The organism is Bradyrhizobium sp. HKCCYLRH1030 (assembly GCF_051168395.1).
Lineage (GTDB): Bacteria > Pseudomonadota > Alphaproteobacteria > Rhizobiales > Xanthobacteraceae > Bradyrhizobium.
This window is the reverse complement of record NZ_JBNPUY010000003.1, coordinates 48,993-74,409: the sequence shown is the minus strand read 5'-3', so window position 1 is coordinate 74,409 and position 25,417 is coordinate 48,993. Positions and strand designations below refer to the sequence as shown.

Below are 25,417 nucleotides of genomic sequence, written 5' to 3'. Positions count from 1 at the left end.
TTGTCGGTTGTTCTCTCACGCTCCCGCGCCTCGAGACGCGACACACCCGCACTCTTCAGTTTCGCCACCGTTGCCCCATAAGATTCACGCTGGCATCAATCAGGCGTTGCCCGTGCTTGAAGAGTCGATCGCAATCCCGCCTGACGAAATCAATCTGATGCCGTCCACATTCCTGAACCATCGCCTGGATTCCCGTCACGGAATGCACGCCAGCCAGCTTCGACACGAACTCGGCCAGCAGATGCGTCTCCGTGCGCGCGCGATCCAGCACTTCGTTGCTGGCAAACAGAACCTCCTCCATGACGATCTGCTGCGAACCAACTAGCAGCTCAAGTGCGTGCTTGTTGGAGAGAGCGACACGTTCGGACAGTTCGGCCGTTTCGTCGGCCAGGATCTTGGTCCCGGAGAACTCGGACATAGGCACCTCTCCTCGCGCTGGATCAGATTGCCTTATAGCTGCAATTCAATGCCAAGACCTTGAGCTGCGTCAATGACGGCGGCGGCATCTCCTTTGACCTGCGTCAATTCAAGACCGTCGCAGCGGGTTACTTTTTCTTAGCTTTTGACATTGGAGTTCGCCATGCGCGCCCATCAGATCATGACCCGTCCCGTCATCACTGTCACCCCTGACACTTCCATCGTGGATGCGGCAAATATCATGCTTCAACGGCACGTCAGCGGCCTTCCAGTGGTCGACCCCGGCGGGAAGCTGGTGGGCGTCGTCTCGGAAGGCGATTTCATTCGCCGAACGGAGATCGGCACTGGGCGAAAGCGCGGCCGCTGGCTGCGATTCATTCTCGGGCCCGGAAAGTCGGCCGCCGACTTCGTCCACGAGCATGGTCGCAAAGTGTCAGAGGTGATGACCAAGTCTCCCTTGACGATCACCGAAGACGCCGCGCTGGCTGAGATCGTGGAACTGATGGAAAAGAACCACGTGAAGCGGTTGCCCGTGGTCAAGGGAGACCGGGTGATCGGCATCGTGTCACGGGCGAACCTGCTGCAAGCGGTTGCCGCGCTCGGGCGGCAGGTTCCAGATCCAACGGCCGACGACGATCACATCCGCAACCGCGTGATCGACGCCCTCGAGAAGAACGACTGGTGCCCGTTCGGATTGTCCGTCATCGTCAAGGACGGTATCGTTCATCTGAGCGGCGTCATTACCGAAGAGCGGTCGCGGCAGGCGGCGATCGTTGCCACCGAGAACATCTCTGGCGTCAAGAAGGTGCATGATCATCTGTGCTGGGTCGACACCATGTCGGGCATGTATCTGAACTCACCGGAAGACGATGAGATGGCCAAAGCCGGCTGATGGCTGCTGAGGACGCTGCCGCTCTTCTTCCGTGTCCGGCACCAGTGACGATGCCTTAGGCTCCCGGATCGTTGCGTCCGAACGCCCCTACCTGACGCAGGGCTTCGATCTCCTGCTCGGTGTACCGAAGCCTGTCGCGCAGAATTGCGGCCGTATGCTCTCCCAGCCGCGGCGCCGCCGTGGGCTCGACGGTCGGTGTGAGCTTCATGGTGATTGCCGGCTCGACGTTGGGTATCGAGCCTGCCGTCGGGTGCGGAATACGACAGGTGCGGTCGCGCATCCGGACCTCGGCCGCGTTGAACGCCTGCTCGACCGTTCGAACGTGTCCAACCGGAACTCCAGCCTGGTTCATCCGAGATATCCAGACATCCATCCGTTCCGCGGCAAGGATGTCGGCGATGAGGCCGCGCAGTTGCGCACGGTTGACCCATCTCGCTCTTCGCGTGGCAAAGCGAGGATCGCTCAGGAGATCCGGACGACCAAGTACCTCCGTTGCCAACCGGCGGTAGAGTCGATCGTTGGCACATGCGATGTAGAGCGGGCCATCTGACGCTTCAAAGACGCCGACCGTCGGAGAGTCGTTCGGCGAATTGCCCGTTCGCGTGGGGTTCACGCCGCTCATCAAATACGCCATTCCGGAGAAGCCCGTCATCGCCAAGGCGATGTCGAACAGCGCCACTTCGACGTGCTGCCCGCGACCGAGCCGCTGCCGGGCGGCAAGTGCCAGCAGGATGGCATTGCAGGCGGACATGCCGGTGGCCAGATCAACGATCGGAGGACCGGTCCGCACCGGCGGACCGTCGGCGAAACCGTTGAGGGACATGAACCCGCTTTCCGCCTGGGTGATTGGATCGAACCCTGATCGCCACGCGAATGGACCTGAGCGTCCGTAGGCCGAGATCGAGCAATAGATCAGCCCGGGATTGGTGCTGGACAGCGTTTGATAGTCCAGCCCGAACCTCTCCATGACGGACGACGAGAAATTCTCCACGACGATGTCGGCCTTGGCGATCAGCGCACGAGCGACGTCTCTGGCCTGCGGTATCGTGAGATCCAACACCATGCCGCGCTTGTTCCGATTGAGGCTGAGGAACGCCGCGCTCTCTCCGCCGAGCTCGGCGTGCTCGTATGCGCGGGTATCGTCTCCCGTGAGCGGCTGCTCGATCTTGATCACCTCGGCGCCGAAATCGGCCAGCGTCTGTGTGCACGCCGGCCCTGCGACAACGCGCGTGAAGTCGATCACCAGCAGACCCGCCAGCGCGGTTGGCGCGTCAGGCGGCCGTGGCGCACGCTCTGGCAGGGTGACCTCGGCCGGCATCCCAGAGTCCTTCCCGCTGCTTTGATCGTCTGAAGCGATCTTCCGTTAACTGCCGGGCGCGGCTTGTCTCCAACGTCCGACAACGCATGGTTAGCTCAACGACAGCCGCAAAAAAAGGCCCGGGTCAGAGCTGTCGGACCGGCTTAATTCTGCTGCAGCGCAATGCAATCCGCATAAGGCGTCGGTCGACAGCTCACCGGCCGATCATCTTGCGCCAATAGAGCGAGTTCCCCCAGGCCCAGGGCCGGCCCGGTTGGAACAACACATATCCGCACCGAATGAAATTGTTCGCGGAGACGATGTTGCAGGTCGTGTCCGAAACGATGCAATCCAGGCCCGAGCGACGCGCGCGCAGTTCGATCGCACGCATCAGCCGCCGCTGCAGGCCGTAACCACAGCGCTCTTGGAGAACACCAACCCTCGAAAGATAGGCTATGCCTTTGCCGAGGGATGACGGCACCATTCCGGCAAAGGCGACGGGCCGTCCGAGCTCGGTCGATATCCACCATTGTCCGCTCTCGAAATCGGGCAGAGGCGCGCAATCGAGGAATGCGCGCGCATGGAGCTCCTTCAAGGTGTCGAGGACGTCAGGCTCGCAAGCGTCGACCTCCCTGATGCGGAAGCGGCGGCCTCGCCGTGAGATCCTGGCTGGCACGGCATCACCTTCCGAGCACGACTTTGATGCCGAGCCAGATCGCACCGATCAGACCGGTCGCGATGACCGTGATGACGGCCTTGAACGTATAGCTCTGAGCCTGCTCCACGCTCTTGCGCCAGCGCCGCAGGTGCTGGAAATCGGCTCTCATTTCGTTGCCGACCCACTGCACGATCCAGATCGTGAACGCGTCGGCTGTGGCGCCGGCGCCCCCGATATCGACGAAGGCGCGCAACGGCAGCAGCGGATCCGCCGCCAGCTTGCCGATCCGCCCGTCGCGCTTCGCTTGCGCAAGCAGATCGGCGAAATAGGCTCCTTCGAACGCGCGCACGTAGTCGCCCTCCCAAATGTGCTCGTAACGGTCGGGATAGAGCGCGAGGTCGAGTCGGCGCTCTTCGTCAAGCACCGCCGGAAGCCACGGGTTGTCGCGCCAATTCGCCTTCACCACGACCGCCCCGTCCGGCTTGCGGCTGCGCAGGAAATCGTCGACGGCATCCGACTTGCGGCGCGGATTCCAGCTCGCCCACAGTTCCGAGCGCGGCGCGCGGATCGTCGGCCGCAGTAGCGCCAGCGAGCGCGCGCTCAGGGTCTGTGCCTCGTCGATCCAGGCGATGCGAAATCCCTCCAGCGACTTGATCGATTCCGCGGTGTGATCCTGCATGCCGCGAAAGATGATGAGCCCGTCGCCCGGCGTCGCGATGCGGTCGCTGAACGACCGAAAGCCTTGGCCGAGGCCGAGCGCCGCGATCTTGTCCTCGATCAGCCGCTTGGATGATTGCGCCAAGGTGCGTTGCGCCTCGCGAATGCAGACGGCGAGCGTACCTCGATCGGCCTGGCAGGTCTCGACCAGCAGTTCGCCGAAGAAGTGCGACTTGCCCGAGCCACGCCCACCGAACGCGCCCTTGTAGCGAGCCGGCGCGAGCAGTGGCTCGAACACTCTTGCGGTGAGGATTTTCAGCGTAGACAACGATCACCTGCTTCTGCCGGGCGGCTGCGCGGTCCACGGGCCCGACAGGAAGGGCACGGGCGGAGCCCCAGCATCGAATACGGATTGATCCGTCGGAGTCGACTGCCGCGATCGAAGACGGCGTACGGGCTGACGCTTGTCCTCGATGGTGAAGCCCGACTCGGCCTGCCTTGGCACGGCGGCTCCTTCCACCGGATTGATCCAGTCTCCAAACCGCTCATTGAAGAGGGCGGCGGGCACGGATCGCGCGCCGCTGTTTGATTGTCCGGGAAACCGTCCCAATCGCTCGGAAGGAGTGTCCGCTCCACCGCCGACGTAGGCGTAGTCCTTCTGAATTCCACGAAGGGCGTCAGGAACTGGCAATCCGGTTCGTGCCAATCTCCGCGCTTTTGGATCCTTCGCCAACGTGTCGGCTATGTCGGACAGATACTCGTAGTTGGCTTGCGGTACCGGATAGAGGTGCTTTCCGAGACCTGCAGCTTCGGTGATCCGGTTCACGATGGAAGTACAGATGCGGGGGTCTTGTGAAAAACGAGCAAGATCCCAGCCATTGTAAAAGAGAGGCTCGGCACTGAGCTTTGCGATCTCCCCACGGGCGAGATCCGCTTGCCGTTCGGTGATTGGAACTGTGAACGTTGCGTATTGGCCCTCATCCGCAACGCTGGAAAAGTCGTTCGGTGGCGCCTTTCCATCCTGCATCGAATGAGCGTCGAATCTTCCCTTGTCAGAAATCGAACCATGATGCTCTGGCCCGAATCCCGCATACACCTGCCCGGTCGGATCATTGACGACGACGGCGGCGTGCCCCGGCAGGCCGGGATTGATCTGAAATGTGAGCGAGTGTCGAGCGGCCATAGTCGCCTCCCTTTGTGTTGATAGAGATTGTTGAATGAACGCTGCGTGCTCGCTGCGAGCGCAGTTGGACGCGACATGGTGGCGCAGCTATCCATATGACGACGCCGGCGGCTCGGCGTCGGGCTCATTCATCTTGCGACCGCGAAATGTTGGAGCGGGCAGTCCGTCCTGCGCGCCGCTATGCGGATCGGCGCTCGCCGCGCAACGAGGCCACCGGTCGTCGCGCCGTGCGACTAATCCCGATGGAATCGTTTGATCAAACGGGCGTCGATCCGGTCCAGGCCAGGACCAATGCGTCTGACAGCCAGACGCCAGAGACTATGAAGCATCCATCCGAAAAGATACGACACAAGCAGGCTTACGGGGAAATAGAAGAGATAGCTATTCATCCAACTATCGATATCGAAGGGCGGATCGTGAAGACCCAAGGCTGGCCACAACCAACCAAGGATCATCCCGGCCGGAAGAACAGCCATTTCGGCTAGCAATACGCTTGACTTCAAGCCGGCGAAATATGACAGGCAGCTGAACACCAGAAAGTGCACGGCGTAGAGGGCCGAAGCGATCAGTCCCCCCTTATTAGGTCGCACAATACGCCTCCTCTACCGCGCAACGCATGCGGGCTACCGAAGTGCTGAGGCTGGTCGCGACAAGTGTCATCCGACGGCCTCCAGCCTCTGAGGCGAGGGGCGAACGAGGACAGTCGCACGAGCTGAGCTCCCCTGGAACAAAAACAGAACATCAGATTACGGAGGAATTGTCAACGGCCAGCTCCCGCGCGCCCGATTACTTCGCCAAGCGCTTTTGTGAGAATGCGAGATAGACGGTTCCAATCCGTCCATTCCAGGAGAATGGGGTCCTGACGAAATCATCGTGCGGTGACCACATGCGCTGATAGATCTCCAACCGCGTCAGGCCGGGTTTGATGGTCGCTCGAAATTGCTCTTTGGCCTCGAAGGTATAACAGCAGTCAGGCGGTCCTTTGACAATCATCTCCAGCATGGCAACGCCTGCTTCTGAATAGAGGACGATTTCAACGTCCAGACCGGCAGCGTGGAAGCGGCATACGCCGACCTTTTCGCAATCGTTGAGATTGCCGCTATCCGTCTCTCCCTTGGCTTCAACCGCATAGCTGATGAGGACATCGCTTGCGACAGCCGCGCGGCACGATAATCCGAAGAGCAACAGCCAGAGAGCAAGCAGCCGCTTCAAGACACTCACAACTCGCGCCGGCCGAGACCATGCTGATGCAATCATGTTGATGACCCGAAGATATCCAGACTGCGATTTCCCACGGAAAGAAACGACGCGGGGCGACGTTCGCATCGAGAACAAAGCTCGAACAAACGCGCGTCGGCGTCAAGTCGGCCGGCTCCGACTTTTCCTACTTGTTTGGGCGCTGCGTCCGTCTTGACACACTATTTCGGGCCGACGCGTTTTGATCTGGTTTCGCCACCGTCGCGGAAGCCGGGGTGAACAGCAAGCCGCCACTCAATTGAACGTCGATCTTCCGATCGTACGAGCGCACACGCCTCACCCACCACCGGGATCACTCATCCTCCTGTGCATCGTCCTCTCCATCCGGATGCACGATGACACGCTCGATGCGGTGGATCAGCTCGAGGGCGCCGTCCTCGCTGTTCTGCAGCGCCTGAGGCGCCTTCCCCCAACCGCGGTCGAGGATGGCGTTGGCGGCGGACACGCGCGCGGCATGTGTCGCCTTCGGCGAGCGCATCACGCCAACCAGCGTATTGATCGCCGTCTTGGTGTGGCTGCGGGCCATCGAGCGAATTTCGGTGATCGTCTTCGACATGGTCAAGTCCGGTATCATGGATGGTGAATGCGAGGTTGGTGATCGTCACGAGATCGCATCGGCGGCTGCGATCATCACCAGGCCGATCAGGGCGAGCGCGATGAGATAGGCGGTCATCTTCCTCTCTCTCCTGGGCGAAGGAAAAGTGCGGCAGATCGCAGCCGAACGCGCGATCGTTTCAGGCGCGAACCCTATCCCTCGGCTCAAGCAAGGGACCGCTGCGGGCGGAGCGACGGTCGCCACGCCCACGCGCCGGCCCGTTCGCGCGGGCCAGCGAGTAACCGGATGTTCGAAGTTGTCTTCGCGCCGGCGCGCGATGAATTGCCGGCGATCATGGTCGACAGCCGATGCCGGCCTGCGCTGCTCACGTCAAATGCCCGCGGACAACCCGGCATCATCTTTTCTGAAAATTCGATAATAACACTATGCCGGTGATTTGCCCGACGTGTCAAATTTGATCGAAATGCAGCAGTCAGGCCTTGCGATTTCGATAACCGCCGCTCCAAATCCGGTCCGAGCGAACAAAAAGCCCGCTGCCGAGTTCGCGGCGCGGGCTCTATGATTTCTTCGACGATGGCAAAATGCGCCTGATTTGCCCGACGTGTCAAGCGCAGATAGTTGCGCCGGTCGGCAACGCAACTTCAGCCCGTCGGGCACGGCCGGTGGAGGAGGTCTTCCGATGTATGTCGTTGCGGTCGTGCTCGCCGGCTTGTCCGCCCTGTTCTATGTGGCGAGCCAGCACCAGCTCGGAGCGGTCGGCGCCGATGTCTGTCAATATGGCAGCCTGTTCTGCGACAAGCCGCACTACATGATGACGGGCGCGTTGCTGGCCGCCCTCTGGGGCAAGTTCGTGAGCATGCGCTGACACGAGCCGGCGCGAAGCTTCGATCAACCCGTCAGTTCTTGATCGCGTAGAGCGGCGTTCTCACCGTCAGCTGGTAGACCGGCTTCGGCGCCCAAGCGATCTGCGCGGTGATGCCGAACAGCCGGTTGTCGTCATCGTCCATGCGGTCGAGATCCAGCCTGACCAGCGGCTGCGTGTAGGGCGCGATCGGCGTGACAGCAAGCAGCTGCGCACCGCCGAACGACTGGAGGCCGACGCGCGCGGAGACCTTCCAGTTGTTCTCCCACTGATAGAAGCCGCCGACATAGCCCGCCGTCGTGCTGCCGACATGCGCTAGCACTGAGTCGACCTCGACATGGGTATATTGAACGCCGGCGAGCCAGCCTTTCATCTCATCCGGATCGAGCGCGTATTTGGCTTCGATGACGGTGTTGAACGAGGTCGTCGCCAACGGCGCGTCCGGCACCGACCGGGTCAGCGTCGACTGCAAGGTGAGCGTCGGAAGCGCGCCGCCGTTCTGCTGATAGACATCGGCCTGGAAGCCGAGGAACCAGCTCGTGACCGCCACGTCGGACCAGCCGGACAGGCCGTTGTACGACGTGCTGCCGGTGAAGCCCGCATAGAGCGACAACGCGTCGCCGAGATCGACCGTGAGCGGGACGTCGACGCCAAGGCCCTGGTTGGTCGGAGCCGACAGTTGCGGCCGTCCTGGCAAGGCTGGACGGTCGAGCAGCTTGCGCAAGGTCGCGAGCTGCGACAGCGTCCCGAACAGGGAGGTGTCGCCAAGGCCCGTCGACAATGCTCCGCCGGGCACATAGGCGTAGTTCGTGCGGAAATCGATGTAGACGTTGGCAAGGCCCGGCGCCGCCGCGTCCGCCTCATCGTCCTTGGCAAGCGCGCCGCCGCTCGTCACCAGCGCCGCGCCCGAGACAAGAGCGAATATCCGCCGCTGCGCCCGACCGCTGCGCAGCCGCCATTTCTCGTCTGCCATGAGACTTCCCCCGGAGACCGAAAATACGCCGGTCCGGCGCGATCCTTCAAGTGCGGATCGCGCGAGGCCCACCATGGGCAGGGGAAAGCTGCCGCGGTTCTCATGCCGACGACGCCGGCTTCGCGCCTGCGGCTCGCGCGGCCATGACCTGCCGCAGCACGCGCGACAGCTCGTCGACCGAGTAAGGCTTCTGGATCAGGCTGAAACCGTGGCGGTCGCCGTCGGCGAGGACATGGCTGTAGCCGCTGTTGAGCACGATCGGGATCATCGGCAGCCGCCGGCGGATTTCCTGGCCGAGCGTCACCCCGTCCATGCCGGGCATCACGACGTCGCTGAGCACGAGATCGAAGCTCTCGGGATCCTCGTCGATCATCCGCAGCGCATCCGTTCCGCTGCGCGCGAGCACCGTTCGGTAGCCGAGATCCTCGAGCAACTGCGTGGAGAACTCGCCGATTTCCGGATTGTCCTCGACGACCAGCACATTCCAGCGCGCGGCGAGCTGTTCGGGACCCTGCTCGCTCCGCTCGCGCGGTCCCAGCGGCTTGTGCGTCAGCGGGAGCAACAATGTCAGCTTCGTGCCCTTGCCGAGCTCACTGTCGACCAGCACCCGTCCGCCGGACTGATGAACGAAGCCGTAGACCTGAGACAGGCCGAGGCCGGTGCCGCGCCCAACGCCCTTGGTGGTGAAAAACGGCTCGAAGATCCGGTCGATCTGATCCGGAGGAATGCCGGATCCGGTGTCGCTGACGGCGATGGAGACGAACGACGACTGCCCGGACCGACCGTCCTCTCGGACGATCTCGCCGCGAATGGTCAGGACGCCCTGCCCCTCCATCGCATCACGCGCATTGGCGACGAGGTTCACGAGCGCCGTCTCGAACTGATTGATGTCGACGTCGACCGGAAGCGGCCGCAATGCGAGGTCGAGTTCGATCACGGCCGGCGCTCCGAGGACGGTCTGCAGCATCTCTTCGATCCGCTCGATATGCCCCGCGGCATCGAAGACGCGGCGCTCCATCGGCGTCCGCCGCGCGAAGGCGAGCAACTGTCCGGTGAGCTTGGCGGCGCGATCCGCCGTGTCCGAGATCGCATCCACGTAGCGCCGCATGCGCTCCGGGGACAGCTGGCGCCGGCGCAACAGGTCGGCCGACGACCGGATCACGGTCAGCAGATTGTTAAAGTCGTGCGCGACGCCGCCGGTGAGCTGGCCGATCGCCTCCATCTTCTGGGCCTGGCGGAATGCCTCCTCCGCCTTGCGCCGTTCGGTCAGCTCGACCGCCTCGGGCACGATGGCGGCCACCTGTCCGGTCTCGTCCCGCACCGGCCGCATCTGGAAGTCGAACCAGCGCGGGCCGCCGACCGGCAGTTCGAGCTGCAGCTCCTGGCGCGCCCCGTCGCCGCGAGCGACGGCGTCGACCAGGGATCTGATCACCTCGGGCATGCCGGGCGTACCCGCAAACCACGGCGTCTCCCAGAATGGCAGTCCTGCGACCTCGTGCAGCGGCGCAGCGATCGCTTCGAGCGAGGTCGCATTGGCGTCCAGAAGCGTCCCATCGGACGAGAGCAGCGCTTGGAACGTGTAGCTCGCCTCGAAGATCGTCCGCAGCCGCGCCTCCTTGGCCTGCAGCTCCGCGGTACGCTCGGAGACCTGCGTCTCCAGACGCTCGTTCAGCTCACGCAGCGTGATCTCGGCCTCGTGCCGCACCCGCGACAGATCGATATTGGCGCGCACCCGCGCCAGCAGCTCGCGCGCGCTGAACGGCTTGGTGAGATAGTCGCTCGCCCCGGCATCAAGCCCCTCGACCTTGGCCTCCTCTCCGGCGCGCGCCGACAGCATGACCACAGGAATGTCGCGAAGCTGCGCATCGCTACGCAGCGCTTTCAGCAGGCCGAAGCCGTCGAGCCCCGGCATCATGACGTCGGTCAGCACGAGATCGGGGCGGCGCTGTCGGACGGCCTCCAGGGCCGCCATGCCATCGCTGACCGCCTCCACGTCATAATCCTCGCCGAGCAGACGGCGGACGTAGTCGCGCATATCAGGATTGTCGTCCGCGAGCACCACGCGATCACGGGCCGATGCCGTCGCGGAGCGAACTCCCAGGTCGTCGGATGATGACGGGTGAGGAAGCTCGAACGGCACACCGCCGTTCAACCACCCGAGCGCCTCCTCGATGTAGGCTTCGGCACGGACGTTGGTAACGGCCAGGACACGGGAAGGTCCGATCTGGCCCGCTGGCAGATGCGCCGAGCCTAGCGGAATTCGCACGGTGAAAACCGAGCCGCGGCCGAGCTCGCTGTCTACAGCGATCTCCCCTCCATGAAGCCTCACCAGCTCCTGCACGAGAGCGAGACCGATGCCGCTGCCCTCGAAGGATCGGCCGCGCGCGCCTTCGATGCGACGGAACCGTTCGAACAGGTGCGGCAGTTCACTGGGCGGGATGCCGGTGCCGGTGTCGCGAACCCTGAGCTCGGCATGATTGCCGTCAGTGGACAAGCCGATCGACACCGCGATTTCACCTTCGAAGGTGAACTTGAACGCATTCGACACCAAATTGAGAACGATCTTCTCCCACATGTCGCGGTCGACATACACCGGCTCGGACAGGGGCGTTGGGTCGATGGTGAGACGCAGGCCGGCAGGATCCGTCGCCGAGCGGAAGTTGGACACGAGCTCGGCCGTGAAAACCGCAAGATCGATCGGCTCGAAGTGCGCGGTCATGCGGCCGGCCTCGATGCGCGAAAAGTCGAGCAGAGTGTTCACGAGCTTCAACAGGCGAATGCCGTTGCGGTGGATCAGGCTGAGGACGGATCGCGCGTCGGAGGTGAGTTGGGCCTCGTCGCGGCCGAGCAGGTCTTCCAGCGGGCTCAACATCAGCGTCAGCGGCGTGCGAAACTCGTGGCTGATGTTGGAAAAGAACGTCGTCTTGGCGCGGTCGATTTCGGCCAGCGCTTCCGCCCGACGCCGCTCTGCCTGATAGGCCCCGCCATTGCTGACGGCCGCTGCAATCTGCCCCGCGACGAGGTTCAGGAAGCGGGCATAGCTCTCGTCGTAGAGACGGAACGGATTGAGACCTGCGATGAGGAATCCGCCCCGTCCGGCTTCCCCCGACGCGGGCAGCGGAAGCACAACGGCGTGCTGTGGCGGCTGACGCCATCCGCCGGTCGGAAAGCTGAGGCCGAACCGCCGCGGAAGGTCACGAACCAGCACCGCATCCTGCAGCTTCAGCGCTTCAGCCAGAGGCCACGTTTCTTCCGGCTGAATTCTCAGCCTCGGCTGAACGGCAGGATGATCGCGGTCGATGCCGGTCAGGGCCTCCAGTCGCGCCGCCTCGCCGTCCGGGTCGGTCATGTAGATCATTGCGAACGGCAGGTCGCGCGACTCCCGCGCCAAGGCGTCCGCGCAGCTTGCGCAGGCCTGATCGATGCTGCGGGCCCCGGCCCCGGCATTTGCCAGTTCGCGTAGCAACGAGAGCTGGCGCTCGCTGATCACGCGCTGAGTGTCATCGGTGTTCGCGCAGAAGATTCCTCCGGGTGATCCATCGTCGTCCGGAATGGGACTGTAGGAAAATGTGTAGTACGTCTCCTCGGGAAAGCCGTTGCGCTCCATGATCAGGAGTTGCGCCTCGACATAGGTGCCCTGATCACCGCCGCCGGCCTTGGCCAGCAACGGACCGATGTCCTCCCAGATCTCGTGCCAGACTGCAGAGATCGGTCGGCCGAGAGCCCACGGATGTTTGCCGCCGATGATGGTCTTGTAAGCATCGTTGTAGAGATAGATCAGCTCCCTGCCCCAACCGATCCAGATCGGCTGTTGGGATGTTAACATGATCCTGACGGCCGTCTTCAGGCTCTGCGGCCAACGCGCCGGCGGTCCGATCGAGGTGCTCTCCCAATCGAACCGCAACATCAGTCCGGCCAGCTCACTGCCTCCGGAAAAAAGCCTCTCGCGCTCGGCCATGCCGAGCTCCTGATCGTGCCCTGTTTGTCGCTGGTCCGGCACGCGCTCCCCCTGGTCGAAATCCGACGTGATCTGGAACGCTGGTAATCTCCTCCGGTTCCGGAGCCGGGAACAAAAAGGGGTCGTGCGACTTCGAGAGACATACACCGCCGGGGGAGCGCTGCCATGGCCACGACCATCGGATCTGAACCGAACAAGCCGAAACGGTCGCTCTGGAGCGTATTCCGGCTGTTGGGTCCAGGTCTCGTGACCGGTGCCGCCGACGACGATCCGTCGGGAATAGCGACGTACTCCCAGGCCGGCGCGCAGTTCGGCTACGGGCTGTTGTGGACGGTCTTTCTGACAGCGCCTTTCATGATCGCGATCCAGCTGGTGAGCGCGCGCATTGGCCGTGTCACCGGCAAAGGGCTGACGGCCAACATCACCGCGCTTGCGCCACGCGGCATCGTCTTCGGCCTCGTCGCGCTCCTGGTCGGCGCCAACACCTTCAACATCGCAGCCGACATTGCGGCGATGGCGGAGTCGCTGTCGCTGGTGATCGGCGGTCTCAATCATGAGCACGCGCTGATCTTCGCCGCCGGCTCGACGCTGCTCCAAGTATTCCTGCCCTACCGCCGCTACGCACCCTTCATCAAGGTGCTGACCCTCAGCCTGTTCGCCTACGTCGCGACCGCCTTGATGGTCAAAGTGCCCTGGAGCACGGCGCTGCTCGCGGCGGTTTGGCCCAGCTTCTCGACGGAGGCCAACTATCTGCTGACGGTGGTGGCTGTGCTCGGCACCACCATCAGCCCCTACCTGTTCTTCTGGCAGGCCTCGCAGGAGGTCGAGGAGATGAACCAGGGCAAGGTCGACCGTCCCTTGCGCGAGCTGTCGAAGAAGGACCACCCCGACCTCCGACGGATCAGGATCGACACCACGATCGGCATGATCTTCTCGAACGCGATCGCGTTCTTCATCATCGTGACGACCGCCACGGTGCTGCACGCGCATGGCATCACCAGGATCGACTCGGCGACGCAGGCGGCCGAAGCCCTACGCCCGCTCGCGGGCGACTTCACCTTCCTGTTGTTCGCGCTCGGCATCATCGGGACCGGCATGCTGGCGATCCCGGTGCTGGCGGGCTCGGCGGCATACGCCGTCGCCGAGATCTTCGGCTGGCACGCGACCCTGGAGGCCAAGCCGGACGAGGCGGTCGGCTTCTACAGCATCATCGCTGCCGCCACGATCATCGGCTTCGGGCTCGGCTTCACCGGCATCGACCCGATCCATATGCTGGTGTGGAGCGCCGTGCTCAACGGCATCGCCGCTGTGCCGATCATGGCGATGATGATGGTGATCGTGTCCAATCCCAGGCTGATGGGCCGCTTCCGCGGACGGACCTGGCTGATCGCCCTGGGGTGGATGGGGACAGGTATCATGGCCATCGCCGTGCTGGCGCTGCTTTGGTCATTCGTCACGGGCCGCGCCTAGCGGCCATCGCATTTTCCTTTGCGTGGGCTGCAACGCAGTTGCACAACGTCATTGGTGCAATGCGGAACGTAAACTGTGTTAACAGTCCCGTTCCCGCCATCCCGCCGCGATTGATGCCGATCAACGCCGGGCGCGCTCCGGTATGGCGGTGCTCGAACAAAGGACCTCGGAGACTGCCTTGACCCAGCCGCAACGCATGAGCGCATCGACGCTACCCCCCTATTCTCCGCGCGGACTCGCGCTGCTGCGCGATCCGCTGCTCAACAAGGGCACCGGCTTTACCGAGCAGGAGCGCGATGCGCTCGGCCTGCGCGGCTTCCTGCCCGCCGGGGTCATGTCGATGGAGGCCCAGGCCGAGCGGATCCTGGTCAATCTTCGCAGCCTGTCCAGCGACCTCGAGAAGTACGTCGCACTGAACGCACTGCATGACCGCAACGAAGCGCTGTTCTTCCGGGTGGTCTGCGACAACATCGACGAGATCCAGCCGCTGATCTACACGCCGACCGTCGGCCTCGCCTGCCAGAAATACGGTCTGATCTTCCAGCGTCCGCGCGGCCTGTTCATCTCGGCCAACGACCGCGGCCGGATCGCGGAGATCCTCGCCAACTGGCCATATCGCGCCAAGCTGATCGTCGTCACCGACGGTGAGCGCATTCTCGGGCTCGGCGATCTCGGCGCCAACGGCATGGGCATTCCGGTCGGCAAGCTGTCGCTGTACTCGGCCTGCGCCGGCATCCATCCGGAAGAGTGCCTGCCCGTCATGCTCGATGTCGGCACCAACAACGAAGAGCTTCTGGCCGACCCCTACTACATTGGGCTGCGCCAGAAGCGCCTTACGGGCGAAGCTTACGACACGTTCGTCGACGAGTTCATGACCGCGGCCCGCGCCGCCTTCCCGGGCGTGCTGATCCAGTTCGAGGACTTCGCCAACCACGCCGCATTCAAGCTGCTGCACAAATATCGCGACGACGCCTGCGTCTTCAACGACGACATCCAGGGCACGGCGGCGGTGGCGCTTGCCGGCTTGTTTTCGGCGCTGCGCATCACCGGCGGCAAGCTCCGCGACCAGACGGTGCTGTTCCTCGGGGCCGGCGAGGCGGCCACCGGCATCGCGGATCTCGTCGTCTCCGCCATGATGGCCGAGGGCCTGTCCGAAGCAGAGGCGCTGCGACGCAACTGGCTGACGGACTCGCGCGGCCTCGTCATCAAGGGGCGAGAGAACCTGCACGGCCACAAGCTGCGCTATGCGCACGACCAGGCGCCGATCGCAGACTTCCTGACCGCGATCAGGACGCTGAAGCCGACCGCGATCATCGGCGTGGCGGCGGTCGGCGGCGCCTTCACGCCGGAAGTGCTGCAGGCCATGGCCGAGCTGAACGAGCGACCCATCATCTTCGCGCTCTCCAACCCGACCTCGAAGGCGGAATGCTCCGCGGAGTCGGCCTATCGCTATACCCAGGGGCGCGCGCTGTTCGCCTGCGGCAGCCCCTACGATCCGGTCAAGCTCGACGGCAAGACCTTCGTGCCGCGCCAGGGCAACAACTCCTACATCTTTCCCGGCGTCGGCCTGGGTGCCATCGCCAGCGGCGCGCGGCTGGTGACCGACGAGATGTTCATGGCCGCCGCGCATACCCTGGCGAACTGCGTCACCGGCGCCGATCTCGAGCAGGGCAGCCTTTACCCGGCGCTGCCGCGCATCCGCGAGGTGTCTGCCTATATCGGCGCCGCGGTGGCCGGCGTTGCCTATCAGAACGGGCTCGCCACAGGGCCTGCGCCGAACGATCTGCTCGGCTTCGTCGAGTCGAAGATGTACGACGCCCGCTACTGAGCCCGAGATCGCGGATGCCTCGGGCTCACCGAGGTCGAGTGAGGAGGCATCCGCTCTATTGATCCGGAACGATCGCATTGCTCGGCGTCGGCCGGTCCGTGATCTGCTGACCGAACAGGCTGGCGACCAGTTCGACGGCGACGCGCGCGGTCTTGCCGCGCTCGTCGAGGAACGGGTTGAGCTCGACGATGTCGACCGAACGGACCAGGCCGGAATCGTGCAGCATCTCCATGATGAGATGCGCCTCGCGATAGGTCGCGCCGCCCGGTACGGTCGTGCCGACGCCGGGGGCGACCTCGGGATCGAGGAAGTCGACATCGAAGCTCACATGCAGGACGCCGTTCCGCGCACGAACCTTGTCGAGGATCCGGCGCATCAGCACGCCGACGCCGAATTCGTCGATGGCGCGCATGTCGGCGATGCTGATACGCCGGAGACGCAGCAGTTCCTTTTCCGCTCTGTCGATCGAGCGGATGCCGAACAGCTCCAACTGATCTGGGGTGATGGACGTGCGTGCCTCGTCGCCGAGCAGACCATCGAGACCCGGCTCGCCGCACAAGAACGCGGCGGACATGCCGTGCATGTTCGCCGTGATGGTGGTTTCAGGCGTGTTGTAGTCGGCATGTGCGTCGAGCCAGAGCACGAACAGCTCCCGCCCGATCTCGTGGCAATGGCGCGCGATCCCGTTCACAGACCCCATCGACAGCGAATGGTCGCCGCCGAGGAACACCGGGATGGCGCCGGTCTGCGCCAGCTCTTGACTGCGACGCGCCAGCACCCGCGACCAGCGCTGGATCTGGCGATAGTGCTTGGCCTTCATCGGGGGCTCGTCAACCTGCTCCGTCATATCGGCGATGCCGACATCGCCGTAGTCGGTGACGTCGAGCCCGAGGCTTTCCAGCACGGTGACGAGACCTGCGGTGCGCAGCGCAGCAGGCCCCATCAGCGTACCGCGGACCGACGCGCCGAGATCGATCGGCGCACCAAGGACGGCGATGCGATGTGGCGCTGTAAGGTCTGGAGAAGCCAAGACGGAATCCTTTCATCGACGGCCGGTCGCCCAGCGTAGCGCGATTTTGCACCGCATGCTTCGCCAGCGACGTCTCGGTCCATGGGAACCAATCGCATCAGCCGGCATTTTCAGGAGCACTACATTCGCCCTCGGCCGAATCGCGTCGGCACGGGGGTGCCAATCCGACGAGCCGCGGCAAGAAGGCAACGACAGTGAACAGCGAAACGTTCGAAACACCTCCACAGCCGGGCGTTGCCGAACGCGCGCTCGACACCGCGACGGACATGTCACATACACTCGGCGAGGTGGTGGGCACGCTGGGTGCGGCCGTCGACCGACTGAGCGAAGCGGCAAGGGCCGCGCGGCGGCCCGGAACCGCCCTGTCGACCATCAGCGCGATCACCCGCGAGGCGCCGCTCGCGAGCCTGTTCGTCGCCTTCCTGCTCGGGGTCACCGTCGCACGCCGGCGTTGAGGAGCGGTGGTCAGAACAGCCGCGGCCCGCGCCGGTCGAGCTGTGATTCCCATGTCAGCAGCGTGGCCGCGATGGTCATGATCGCAATCCCGGCGACACTGATCAGCAGCTGCATTGCCAGCCCGCTCGCCACGTCGGTCAGAATGACCTGGCCGAGGAAGGCCAGCAGCACACCCTGGCAATAGATCGGGAGCGAGTTCTCGCCGCACCTGATCATGGCCGTCATCAGCGGACGAATCGGCCCCTTCCAGTCCCGCGGCGCCAGCCGCGACACCACGAAGGCAAGCGCCAGGAAGTGAAAGAGCCGCACTGGCGCCAGGTGGCTCTTGTAGATCGGATAGATCAGGCCGCTGATGGCCGACGGGATCAGGTTCTCGAGACTCTTGAACTCCCAGCTGAGCGCCATCAACAGGCTGAACGCGAGATAGGTGATCGCCACGATCAACAGCGCTCGCGAGTCGAGGAGCGGACGCAGGCGCGTGGTGCCGGCACAGCCGTACCAGGCGCCGATCACGAACAGGAACTGCCAGGCGAACGGATTGAAATACAGTTCGCCGCTCGGCCACGCCGGCACCTGCCAGCTGAACAGCTGAACCATCATGTAGAGCAGGAATGAAAGCACCAGCGTCAACGTCGCGCTGGTGATCATCAGCCACAGGATGACGGGAAAGCAGATGTGCAGGATTGCGAACGTCAGCAGGATGTCGGTGTTGACGGGCGCGAATTGCAGCAGCGCCACATGCACCAGCGTGGGCCCGGGCTCGCGAAAGAAGAAGCCGGTGTTGGTCTCGTCGACGAAGCGCGTGCCGCCGCCGATCACCCAGACCAGCGCCGCATAGGCGAGCAGCAGCACCAGGAACGCCGCATAGATCTCCCAGGCGCGCCGCAGCGCCCGCACCACCGTGGTCGCCCAGCCCTGCTTCGGCAGCGCTCCGCCATAGGCGAGCATGCAGGTGTAGCCGGAGACGAAGACGAACACCTCGGAGGTGTCGCTGAAGCCGTAGTTGCGCAGCGTCAGCCACGCCAGCGAATTGTCCGGAACATGATCGATGAAGATGAACCAAAGGGCGAGCCCCCGGAACGCGTCGACCCGGAGGTCACGACCTCGGTTGCCGTTGCCGGCTGCCACGCTATCTGTCTTCGCCAGCTCTTGATCATCGGCAAGCAAGATGGACCTCGTCTCGGGATGGCGGACTAACATCGACTCCGGCATGTCGTGCCTTGATATCTCCTGCCGGCCATCGATCGGAACTCGAATCCGCCACACGCGTCGTCCGCCCTTCTGGCAGATTTCGGGCCCTTGAACGCAGCCCCCGTCTGCGTCTTCAGGCTGCCCCGCGATTTCCGCCGATTGTGCACGGCCGATATCCGCACCGGAAAAGTGTGCACGGAAGCCGGGCACCTGCGGAACATTGTCGGCATGGTGGTGTTAACCCTCTAACCATCGCGGAGCTGGCAATTGTTCCAGTCCCGTATTTGCCCGGATTGATTGTAGATTGGTTAGACATTGACTTTGAGTGGAAGTGTTGACAGGGGGGGGTTCCGTGATCCACCGAGGTGTTCAATATACCGTCGTGGCGACTGCTGAACCGGACATTTGGGAATGGCGGTACGAGTTTGGCGATCAGATCAAGACCGGACGCACCCAGACCAGACTCGCTGCGCTCGCAGCGCGGCGCGTGAAGTCGAAGATCGATGCGGCCCTCCGTGCGGCCCAGACGGGTTCCGTGTCCACGGTAAACGTTGCCGAACGGATCGGCAGGGCGAAGGCCGCATCGCATAGCCTGACCTGACATTCTGTCCTCCGGCAGTCCGGCACGCGCCGGTCGCCTCATCGTCTGTTGAGACAGATCAAGGCATCGATGCCGGCATTTGTCATGTTCAGATGATGGAAACTCTCGTTTTTCGCTGCTCCCAGACGGGATCGAACGTTCAGATCGACTTGGCCGCACCGGTTCTTGCCGACCAGTTCGATGCCTATGAGGCGGCCGCATGCCCAGCATGTGGCGGTACGCATCTCGTCAACAGGCTGAGCGGAAAGATGCTGAGCGACAGGGAGGGCTCGACATGTCCTACGTTGCGGAAGAGTTGACGATCACCGCCTCGACCGACGTGTCTCGCCCGGCCGATATGTCTTGGCTGCGCCGCGCGACCGCGCTCCTGAAGGCAATCGTCAGCCGGATCGACCTGTCCCACTTTCCCAAATCATGCTGTAATTGACGTCGAGATTCATCGACGTGCCGCGCGTGCCTGCGAGACGGAGCCGCCAAGACGCTCCTCTCCGGGGCGAAACATTCCTTCGTGAGCCACCCGCCGTCACTCCGGCGAGGTATGCCACCACCCAACAGACAAAGATCAGGAGTTCCTTGATGCACGCCTCGGTGATGAGAGTTATGGCGATCGCGATCGCGGCTGCGGCATCGACACCGGCCTGGGCCGCCGATCCGGATCACGGCGGAGATCTGGCCCGTCGCTGGTGCGCCTCGTGCCACCTCATCGAGGGGACGCAGAAGCAGGCCAGCGCGGACGTTCCCTCCTTCGCCCAGATTGCTCAGAGAACGGATTTCACGCCGGAGAAGGTCGCGTTTTTCCTGCTCGACCCGCATCCGAAGATGCCAAGCTTCCCGCTCAACCAGCTGGAGGCAGCCGACATCGCCGCCTATATCGGCAGCCTGCGAAAATAGGGCTGGGCTCTTTCGCCCGTCTCGTCCGCTCGCATCCATTCGGCGGCAGCGCTGCCGCCGAGTTCCGTCCATGCAGACCGTCGCTCCCGCGACGGCGAGGCTCGCGCTTCAGCTCTTGGGCTCGGTCGCCTTGCTCGCGGCGGACATGATGCTCGCCGTGATCGTCTTCATGTGTTCACCGGCGTTGGTGAACTGGCTGCGCAGGAACTCGGACTGGATCCGCATCGCCTCCTCGAGCTCGGTGGCGTGAACGAGCTTTCGAGCGTGCTCGAAGGCCGTCTTGATGTTCTGCTCGGTAAGAGTGAGCGCCTGCTTGGACATGTCGGCGGCAGGCCCGGGAACTGTGCCGATCGACTTGCCGGCTGCGTCGAAGAACATCTCGAATGCTTTTTCAGCCTGCGAGATGGTCTTTTCGGCCAGGTCCCGCAGTTCAGCGGGCACTTCCAGTTTGGTTTGGGTCATCGTTGCTTCCTCCACGACAGATCCAACTACCACATCCGACTCCCTGCGTCGCCGTACAAATGGATGCGGAGGAAAGCCGCCAGCGGCTGTCAGAATGCGGCTATACGTTGACGCGCAATCTGCAAAGCGTATTCGATCGAAGCGAGGTGACGATCATAGATCCGTCGCGCGCGCTCGTCCGCAACAGGCCCGAGAGCTCTCGCGCATGCTGCAGGGCAAGATCGAGGAGGAGGACAGTTTTCTCGCATCCTCCCTGACGCTGAATGCACCGACTCGCACGGTGTCCATGAGGCCAGCACCGGCCACCACAACCACCGCCTTCTGCTCAGCGCTCGCAAAGGCGGCCTCAGGAGAGAGTGTCCTCGTGCGAAAGGGAACGATGTTGGTCATTGGCCTTTCCCCTCGGCGGAGGCGGATCTGCATCAAATTTTCAGCATTATACACATGGCCTTTTACGGAAGGCTTTGAGCGCTCGCATAAGGCATGGCCGCACCGGCCTCAAAGCGAGCGGCGGGATTGACCCGAAAGCAAAGGAAAGGGCGCCGAGTCCGGCGAGTCTTGTCAGCCCCGGTTGCGGCAAGCGCCGCTCAGCCCGAGAAGCGGCGCCGATACTCCGACGGCGACACACCGAGATGCCGCAGGAACGCCCGCCGCATGCGCTCGTCGTCGCCAAAGCCCGCCCGTTTGGCGATTTCGACCACGTTTTCGATCTGGCGGCTTTCGAGTAGGAGGCGCGCCGTCTCGACCCTGAGCGCCTCGACTCCCTGTGCCGGGGTCATGCCGGTGCGGCTGACATAGGTGCGCGCAAAGGTGCGCGGCGTCATGCCGGCTCGCGCGGCCAGCGCCTCGACCCGCAAGTCGCTGGCGATGTTCTCGATGATCCAGGCATGCAGCGCACTGAACCGACCCTCGACGTCGGACGCCTGCGCCGCCAGGACGGTCGAAAACTGACTCTGGCCACCAGGACGTTTCAGAAAGACGACGAGCCGGCGCGCCACGTCGAGCGCGATCGTATGGCCGAAATCCTCCTCGATCATCGCCAGCGCGAGATCGATGCCGGCGCTCACGCCTGCGGATGACCAGACCCGGCCATCCTGCACAAAGATCGCGTCGGGCTCGACCTTCACGTTCGGAAAACTGTCCTGCAGACGGGGGCAGTAGCGCCAATGTGTCGCGGCCCGCCTGCCCTCCAGCGCGCCGACCCAGGCCAGCGCAAAGGCGCCCAGGCAGACGGATGCGATGCGCCGGGCACCGGGGAGCACCTGGCCGATCCACTGCATCACCGTCTCGTCCTGCCGCAGCTTCCAGATGCCGGGCCCCCCCGGGATCAGCAGCGTATCGACCTCCTCAGGCTTCAGGGACGAGAGTGGCGCAGTGTCGATCATCAGGCCGACATCGGTCGGCACCAGTCCGCCCTCCTTGGACACGTAGCTCAGCGCATAGCCCGGCCCTGGCAGCTCGATCTCGCTGAGTTCGGCGAACACCTGCGCCGGGCCGGAAACGTCGAGCAACGTCACTCCGGGAAAGGCAAAGATGGCCAGCCGCCTTTCGGCACTATCTCGACGCACCGCAGCACGCCGGGGAGAGTTGGCAGAATTCGAGGGCATATTGTCCTTTAAGCCATCGGAGGACCGCCTGTATAGCTCGACCTTGCAGTGGTGGAGTTCACGCGATGTCGCGCAATTTGGACGGTCGATACAGGACCATCGCCTCGCCCTGGGACGACTACACCGTCTACAGCTTTTCCGACGCGTCGGAGATCGAGCTGCCTGATCGGCAGCCGATCATGGATGCAATGAATTCGATCATTGCCATTAACTGGAAAGCAATCGAACCGCATTGGACCGCGGCCTCGTCGCCATTCACCGGCAAATACGGCCTCGTTCTGGTCTACGATCACGTCGGACTGGTCGCGTTCTCAGTCTATCGCGTGATGACCATCGCGCAGCGGCCGGCCATTTATCGCAGTGGGACCGAAGTATTACCCGCACATCAGGGTCGTGGCCTGTATGGGTTCTTTACGTCGCAGATCCTCAAGCATCACGGGTCGGCCACACCCGGCGAAGAAATTCTTTACGGATGGCGTACGCGCAACCCGATCGTGTGGGCTGCCAACGCCAAGATCTGCGAGAGAGTCGCGCCGTCGCTGCTCGATGAGACGGCGGATGCCGAGTTGCAGGCCGCCTGCGTCGAGATGTGCGCGACGATCTATCCGGGCAAGCCGCTCGAGGTGCCCCGCATGATCATGCGCGGCGCCTACGGACACATCCAGCACATCAGGCAAGACTATCACGGCAGGGCCTCGCTGGTCGAGACCGCGATGTCGCGGATCATCCCGGATTCCGCCGACGCCCTGTTCTCCGTCGGCTATGCGAGGGTGTGATGGCGGCGCTCGGACAACAAGCGGTCGCGTCCTCTCCGCTCCGGTTCCTCGATCGCGCCTATGTTGCGTGGGGTACGGTCGCGCTCGCCTACGCCGTCGCCTTCCTGCAGCGGATGTCGCCGCAGACCGTGGGCCTCGACTTCATGCGCGACTTCGGCACCGACGCCTCCGGCGTCGCGATGCTCGCCTCCAGCTACTTCTGGGGCTACACCTTGATGCAGATCCCCGCGGGCGTTCTGGTCGACCGCTACGGTGTGAAGCGTGTCGTGCTGTGCAGCATGACGGCGTCGGTGCTCGGCAGTGCCGCCTTCGCCCTGTCGCCCAGCCTGCTCGACGTCTTCGTCGCGCGCGTGGTCGTGGCCTGCGGCGACGCGCTGGTGTTCACGGCGCTGCTGAAGCTCGTCGCGCAGAGCTTTTCCGACCAGCGTTTCGGCTTGATGTCCGGCATCTCCCAGGTGTCGGGCTATGTCGGCGGCGTCCTCGCCACGACCCCGCTCGCCGCTGCGGTCAGCGGCTTCGGCTGGCGCGCCTGCTTTCTCTTCATCGCCTGCGTCGGCGTCGCGAACTTTGCCTGCGCGTTCGCGACCTTGAAATCGGCACCGGCGAACTACACCAGCCGGACGCTGAAGAGCGTCCTGGTCACAAGCTGGCATGCGCTCGGATCGGCCGCGACCTGGGGCTGCGCCATGAGCTTCGCTGCGCATTTCGCGGTCGTGACCACGCTCGCCGGGGTATGGGGCATCCCGATGGTCGCGCATTATTTCGGCATCTCGCCTTCGGCGGCCGGCGGTCCCCTGCTCGCTTTCATGGTCGGCAACGCCATCGGATCGATCTTTCTCGGCCATGCCGCGGACCGGATGCAGTCGCTCAATGCAGCTCTGATCTCCATCACCTTGCTGCGCATGCTGCTCGTCGTGATGCTGTTGCCGGCACTGGCGCACAGCTTCGGCTTCTTCTATGTCGGCGCGGTGTTCGCCGTGCTCGGTCTGGTGGCCGGGGGCACCGTGCCGCTGATCCTGAAAAGCACCAAGCATCTCTACACGGCGGAGCGCATCGGCGTCGGCGCATCGATCAATACGACGGCCGCCGGCATTTTTGCCGGACTGGCTCAGCCGGTGATCGCCTTTGCCATGGTGAGTGCGAGCGGCCTCAACCCCGACATCGGATCAAGCCTGCGCAGTGCCGCCAGCGATTCCGGCTACGCAGCCCTGATCGAAATTCTCGTTCTGATGTCGCTTCCTGGACTCCTTGGGCCGCTGATGATGAGGCGCAAATTGATACTTCGTACTTAAGCATAAGAACAGAGAGGGTCAGTATGTCGCGTTTGTATTTGAGAAGGGACGAAGCCCGATCCGGCCATCAGGCCGGCACCTGGCAAAGTGTCCTGTTTTCGGAATTCGAGGCTCAGATGAGCAGCGAAGCAAGACCCTTTCCGTGCGTATTCGGCGTCGCGGGCTATCGTCACGATCAGCTTCGTTATCTGTTTCTCGACCCCATCGACATCGACGTGCTCGGCCAGCAGCTCGCCTTGTTCGTCTCGGAGAGCCGCTCGCACGGACCCAACACCTCGCTGGTGCTGTTCACGCGCCCGCGCCCGGTCCAGACCATCAACTCTTACTACAAGAAGTTCTGGCACATCCTCGATCAGCTGGCGCGCGTCGATAGCCAGCCGTGGCCCGCCGAAATTCCCGAGACCGTCGATCATCCGATGTGGGAGTTTTCGTTTGCCGGAGAGCCGATCTTCGTCGTCTGCAGCACGCCCGCGCATGTGATGCGGCAAAGCCGCCGCTCGAGCGCATTCATGCTGACCTTCCAGCCGCGCTGGGTGTTCGAACGGATGCTCGGCACGGAGGAGGCCGCCGCCAAGGCCTTCGGCGAGGTGCGCAAACGGCTGGTCCCATTCGACACGACGGCGCCTTCGCCCCAGCTCGGACGCTACGGCAATCCGGAGGGCCGGGAGTTCAAACAGTATTTCCTCTACGACGACAACCAGCCGCCGCCGGCCTGTCCCTTCCACAAGCTGGCGCAGACCAAGCCATCGTCCATTGCAGACAAGGAGCAGGCCGCATGACCCAGATCATCGCTGGAACGAAGACCAGCTTCGCGATCGATCCCGACATCCTGGCGCTGTTGCCGACGCAGGGCTGCATCGAGCTGCAGCACGATGCGGCCGGCAAGGTTCACGCCTTCCATACCCACCCGGTCGACGAAATCCTCGTCGTGATCCAGGGACGACTCACGTTTCGTTGGGAAGGTGGCGAGCGCATCTGCACGGCCGGCGACAAGATTCTGCTGCCGGCCGGGACGCTGCACGAATCGGAAGCGCTGGATGATGCAATCTATGCGATTGCGACGCGACCTCCCGCAACCATTGCAGGTAATCGGGAGGGATGAG

24 protein-coding genes and 1 pseudogene are annotated in these 25,417 nt (G+C 63.5%); 12 read left to right on the top strand and 13 right to left on the bottom strand.

The genetic code is table 11. The features are described from left to right. Window positions 1-55: 55 nt before the first annotated feature. Complete coding sequence (locus ACQR1E_RS10640) at window positions 56-418, bottom strand: hypothetical protein (RefSeq protein WP_315712955.1); 363 nt, start codon at window positions 416-418, stop codon at window positions 56-58. Between the two features lie 162 nt (window positions 419-580). Here ACQR1E_RS10640 and ACQR1E_RS10635 point away from each other — a divergent pair, with 162 nt between their 5' ends. Beyond that, window positions 581-1,309 carry a CBS domain-containing protein gene (locus ACQR1E_RS10635; RefSeq protein WP_315753506.1) on the top strand — a complete coding sequence of 243 codons (729 nt, stop codon included), beginning with the start codon at window positions 581-583 and terminating at the stop codon, window positions 1,307-1,309. A gap of 55 nt (window positions 1,310-1,364) precedes the next feature. On the opposite strand, the gene ACQR1E_RS10630 is transcribed toward ACQR1E_RS10635, so the two are convergent. The 4 genes and pseudogenes from ACQR1E_RS10630 to ACQR1E_RS10615 form a co-directional block, all read right to left on the bottom strand. After that, window positions 1,365-2,627 (bottom strand): CaiB/BaiF CoA transferase family protein, encoded by a 1,263-nt coding sequence (locus tag ACQR1E_RS10630; RefSeq protein WP_315712958.1) that lies wholly within the window; start codon window positions 2,625-2,627, stop codon window positions 1,365-1,367. A 193-nt stretch (window positions 2,628-2,820) separates the two neighbouring features. Beyond that, the gene (locus ACQR1E_RS10625; RefSeq protein ID WP_316195800.1) at window positions 2,821-3,282 is read right to left on the bottom strand and encodes a GNAT family N-acetyltransferase; all 462 of its coding nucleotides are present in this window, start codon (window positions 3,280-3,282) and stop codon (window positions 2,821-2,823) included. A 412-nt stretch (window positions 3,283-3,694) separates the two neighbouring features. Further along, a pseudogene (locus tag ACQR1E_RS10620) lies at window positions 3,695-4,219 on the bottom strand (phage terminase large subunit); the annotation flags it as partial. A gap of 33 nt (window positions 4,220-4,252) precedes the next feature. Further along, the gene (locus tag ACQR1E_RS10615) at window positions 4,253-5,104 is read right to left on the bottom strand and encodes a hypothetical protein (protein WP_316186988.1); all 852 of its coding nucleotides are present in this window, start codon (window positions 5,102-5,104) and stop codon (window positions 4,253-4,255) included. Window positions 5,105-5,250: 146 nt separating this feature from the next. On the opposite strand from ACQR1E_RS10615, the gene ACQR1E_RS10610 reads away from it, so the two are divergent. After that, a complete protein-coding gene (locus ACQR1E_RS10610) occupies window positions 5,251-5,589 on the top strand; it encodes a hypothetical protein (protein ID WP_434897013.1) in 339 nt (112 codons plus the stop codon). Window positions 5,590-5,890: 301 nt separating this feature from the next. On the opposite strand, the gene ACQR1E_RS10605 is transcribed toward ACQR1E_RS10610, so the two are convergent. Beyond that, the gene (locus ACQR1E_RS10605) at window positions 5,891-6,316 is read right to left on the bottom strand and encodes a hypothetical protein (RefSeq protein ID WP_316192896.1); all 426 of its coding nucleotides are present in this window, start codon (window positions 6,314-6,316) and stop codon (window positions 5,891-5,893) included. Window positions 6,317-6,653: 337 nt separating this feature from the next. Beyond that, window positions 6,654-6,917 (bottom strand): hypothetical protein, encoded by a 264-nt coding sequence (locus ACQR1E_RS10600; protein WP_316169731.1) that lies wholly within the window; start codon window positions 6,915-6,917, stop codon window positions 6,654-6,656. Window positions 6,918-7,596: 679 nt separating this feature from the next. Between ACQR1E_RS10600 and ACQR1E_RS10595 the strand changes: the two genes are divergently transcribed. After that, window positions 7,597-7,782: a hypothetical protein gene (locus ACQR1E_RS10595; RefSeq protein WP_315753501.1), complete on the top strand. Its 186-nt coding sequence runs from the start codon at window positions 7,597-7,599 to the stop codon at window positions 7,780-7,782. Between the two features lie 31 nt (window positions 7,783-7,813). On the opposite strand, the gene ACQR1E_RS10590 is transcribed toward ACQR1E_RS10595, so the two are convergent. Both ACQR1E_RS10590 and ACQR1E_RS10585 read right to left on the bottom strand, forming a co-directional pair. Then, a complete protein-coding gene (locus ACQR1E_RS10590) occupies window positions 7,814-8,752 on the bottom strand; it encodes a hypothetical protein (protein ID WP_434897012.1) in 939 nt (312 codons plus the stop codon). A 100-nt stretch (window positions 8,753-8,852) separates the two neighbouring features. Continuing rightward, a complete protein-coding gene (locus tag ACQR1E_RS10585; RefSeq protein WP_316186993.1) occupies window positions 8,853-12,710 on the bottom strand; it encodes an ATP-binding protein in 3,858 nt (1,285 codons plus the stop codon). Window positions 12,711-12,875: 165 nt separating this feature from the next. On the opposite strand from ACQR1E_RS10585, the gene ACQR1E_RS10580 reads away from it, so the two are divergent. Both ACQR1E_RS10580 and ACQR1E_RS10575 read left to right on the top strand, forming a co-directional pair. Further along, window positions 12,876-14,180, top strand: coding sequence for an NRAMP family divalent metal transporter (locus ACQR1E_RS10580; RefSeq protein WP_434897011.1), 1,305 nt, complete (start codon window positions 12,876-12,878; stop codon window positions 14,178-14,180). A 196-nt stretch (window positions 14,181-14,376) separates the two neighbouring features. Next, window positions 14,377-16,008: an NAD-dependent malic enzyme gene (locus tag ACQR1E_RS10575; protein ID WP_316192948.1), complete on the top strand. Its 1,632-nt coding sequence runs from the start codon at window positions 14,377-14,379 to the stop codon at window positions 16,006-16,008. Window positions 16,009-16,063: 55 nt separating this feature from the next. Here ACQR1E_RS10575 and rocF read toward each other — a convergent pair whose 3' ends face one another. Then, window positions 16,064-17,038 carry an arginase gene (rocF, locus tag ACQR1E_RS10570; RefSeq protein ID WP_434897010.1) on the bottom strand — a complete coding sequence of 325 codons (975 nt, stop codon included), beginning with the start codon at window positions 17,036-17,038 and terminating at the stop codon, window positions 16,064-16,066. Window positions 17,039-17,232: 194 nt separating this feature from the next. Between rocF and ACQR1E_RS10565 the strand changes: the two genes are divergently transcribed. Next, window positions 17,233-17,493: a hypothetical protein gene (locus ACQR1E_RS10565; RefSeq protein WP_315712969.1), complete on the top strand. Its 261-nt coding sequence runs from the start codon at window positions 17,233-17,235 to the stop codon at window positions 17,491-17,493. A gap of 10 nt (window positions 17,494-17,503) precedes the next feature. Here ACQR1E_RS10565 and ACQR1E_RS10560 read toward each other — a convergent pair whose 3' ends face one another. Beyond that, entirely contained in the window at window positions 17,504-18,694 is a 1,191-nt protein-coding gene (locus ACQR1E_RS10560) for an OpgC domain-containing protein (RefSeq protein ID WP_434897135.1), read from the bottom strand. A gap of 866 nt (window positions 18,695-19,560) precedes the next feature. Between ACQR1E_RS10560 and ACQR1E_RS10555 the strand changes: the two genes are divergently transcribed. Both ACQR1E_RS10555 and ACQR1E_RS10550 read left to right on the top strand, forming a co-directional pair. Then, entirely contained in the window at window positions 19,561-19,713 is a 153-nt protein-coding gene (locus ACQR1E_RS10555; protein ID WP_315712972.1) for a hypothetical protein, read from the top strand. A 149-nt stretch (window positions 19,714-19,862) separates the two neighbouring features. Beyond that, the gene (locus ACQR1E_RS10550) at window positions 19,863-20,177 is read left to right on the top strand and encodes a c-type cytochrome (protein ID WP_434897009.1); all 315 of its coding nucleotides are present in this window, start codon (window positions 19,863-19,865) and stop codon (window positions 20,175-20,177) included. 108 nt (window positions 20,178-20,285) lie between these two features. On the opposite strand, the gene ACQR1E_RS10545 is transcribed toward ACQR1E_RS10550, so the two are convergent. Together ACQR1E_RS10545 and ACQR1E_RS10540 are read right to left on the bottom strand one after the other, a co-directional pair. Beyond that, on the bottom strand, window positions 20,286-20,639 hold the full coding sequence (locus ACQR1E_RS10545; protein ID WP_315713636.1) for a phasin: 354 nt from the start codon (window positions 20,637-20,639) through the stop codon (window positions 20,286-20,288). A 587-nt stretch (window positions 20,640-21,226) separates the two neighbouring features. Further along, on the bottom strand, window positions 21,227-22,246 hold the full coding sequence (locus tag ACQR1E_RS10540) for a GlxA family transcriptional regulator (RefSeq protein WP_315712978.1): 1,020 nt from the start codon (window positions 22,244-22,246) through the stop codon (window positions 21,227-21,229). A gap of 65 nt (window positions 22,247-22,311) precedes the next feature. Between ACQR1E_RS10540 and ACQR1E_RS10535 the strand changes: the two genes are divergently transcribed. The 4 genes from ACQR1E_RS10535 (at window position 22,312) to ACQR1E_RS10520 (ending at window position 25,416) form a co-directional block, all read left to right on the top strand. Then, on the top strand, window positions 22,312-23,022 hold the full coding sequence (locus ACQR1E_RS10535; RefSeq protein ID WP_315825136.1) for a hypothetical protein: 711 nt from the start codon (window positions 22,312-22,314) through the stop codon (window positions 23,020-23,022). Beyond that, window positions 23,022-24,314 carry an MFS transporter gene (locus ACQR1E_RS10530; RefSeq protein ID WP_434897008.1) on the top strand — a complete coding sequence of 431 codons (1,293 nt, stop codon included), beginning with the start codon at window positions 23,022-23,024 and terminating at the stop codon, window positions 24,312-24,314. Before ACQR1E_RS10535 ends, ACQR1E_RS10530 begins: the two co-directional genes overlap by 1 nt. A 116-nt stretch (window positions 24,315-24,430) precedes the next feature. After that, window positions 24,431-25,093, top strand: coding sequence for a YqcI/YcgG family protein (locus tag ACQR1E_RS10525; protein WP_409977957.1), 663 nt, complete (start codon window positions 24,431-24,433; stop codon window positions 25,091-25,093). After that, the gene (locus ACQR1E_RS10520) at window positions 25,090-25,416 is read left to right on the top strand and encodes a cupin domain-containing protein (protein ID WP_316166115.1); all 327 of its coding nucleotides are present in this window, start codon (window positions 25,090-25,092) and stop codon (window positions 25,414-25,416) included. The genes ACQR1E_RS10525 and ACQR1E_RS10520 overlap by 4 nt, the downstream gene beginning before the upstream one ends. Window position 25,417: the final 1 nt, after the last annotated feature.

Coding starts and splice junctions, on each gene's coding strand:
- ACQR1E_RS10535 (WP_315825136.1), top strand. CDS start 22,312: ATGTCGCGCAATTTGGACGGTCGATACAGGACCATCGCCTCGCCCTGG.
- ACQR1E_RS10575 (WP_316192948.1), top strand. CDS start 14,377: ATGAGCGCATCGACGCTACCCCCCTATTCTCCGCGCGGACTCGCGCTG.
- ACQR1E_RS10550 (WP_434897009.1), top strand. CDS start 19,863: ATGCACGCCTCGGTGATGAGAGTTATGGCGATCGCGATCGCGGCTGCG.
- ACQR1E_RS10585 (WP_316186993.1), bottom strand. CDS start 12,710: ATGGCCGAGCGCGAGAGGCTTTTTTCCGGAGGCAGTGAGCTGGCCGGA.
- ACQR1E_RS10595 (WP_315753501.1), top strand. CDS start 7,597: ATGTATGTCGTTGCGGTCGTGCTCGCCGGCTTGTCCGCCCTGTTCTAT.
- ACQR1E_RS10600 (WP_316169731.1), bottom strand. CDS start 6,917: ATGTCGAAGACGATCACCGAAATTCGCTCGATGGCCCGCAGCCACACC.
- ACQR1E_RS10640 (WP_315712955.1), bottom strand. CDS start 418: ATGTCCGAGTTCTCCGGGACCAAGATCCTGGCCGACGAAACGGCCGAA.
- ACQR1E_RS10560 (WP_434897135.1), bottom strand. CDS start 18,694: ATGTTAGTCCGCCATCCCGAGACGAGGTCCATCTTGCTTGCCGATGAT.
- ACQR1E_RS10555 (WP_315712972.1), top strand. CDS start 19,561: ATGTCCTACGTTGCGGAAGAGTTGACGATCACCGCCTCGACCGACGTG.
- ACQR1E_RS10520 (WP_316166115.1), top strand. CDS start 25,090: ATGACCCAGATCATCGCTGGAACGAAGACCAGCTTCGCGATCGATCCC.
- ACQR1E_RS10545 (WP_315713636.1), bottom strand. CDS start 20,639: ATGACCCAAACCAAACTGGAAGTGCCCGCTGAACTGCGGGACCTGGCC.
- ACQR1E_RS10610 (WP_434897013.1), top strand. CDS start 5,251: ATGTTGGAGCGGGCAGTCCGTCCTGCGCGCCGCTATGCGGATCGGCGC.
- ACQR1E_RS10530 (WP_434897008.1), top strand. CDS start 23,022: ATGGCGGCGCTCGGACAACAAGCGGTCGCGTCCTCTCCGCTCCGGTTC.
- ACQR1E_RS10580 (WP_434897011.1), top strand. CDS start 12,876: ATGGCCACGACCATCGGATCTGAACCGAACAAGCCGAAACGGTCGCTC.
- ACQR1E_RS10540 (WP_315712978.1), bottom strand. CDS start 22,246: ATGCCCTCGAATTCTGCCAACTCTCCCCGGCGTGCTGCGGTGCGTCGA.
- ACQR1E_RS10615 (WP_316186988.1), bottom strand. CDS start 5,104: ATGGCCGCTCGACACTCGCTCACATTTCAGATCAATCCCGGCCTGCCG.
- ACQR1E_RS10630 (WP_315712958.1), bottom strand. CDS start 2,627: ATGCCGGCCGAGGTCACCCTGCCAGAGCGTGCGCCACGGCCGCCTGAC.
- ACQR1E_RS10525 (WP_409977957.1), top strand. CDS start 24,431: ATGAGCAGCGAAGCAAGACCCTTTCCGTGCGTATTCGGCGTCGCGGGC.
- ACQR1E_RS10635 (WP_315753506.1), top strand. CDS start 581: ATGCGCGCCCATCAGATCATGACCCGTCCCGTCATCACTGTCACCCCT.
- ACQR1E_RS10590 (WP_434897012.1), bottom strand. CDS start 8,752: ATGGCAGACGAGAAATGGCGGCTGCGCAGCGGTCGGGCGCAGCGGCGG.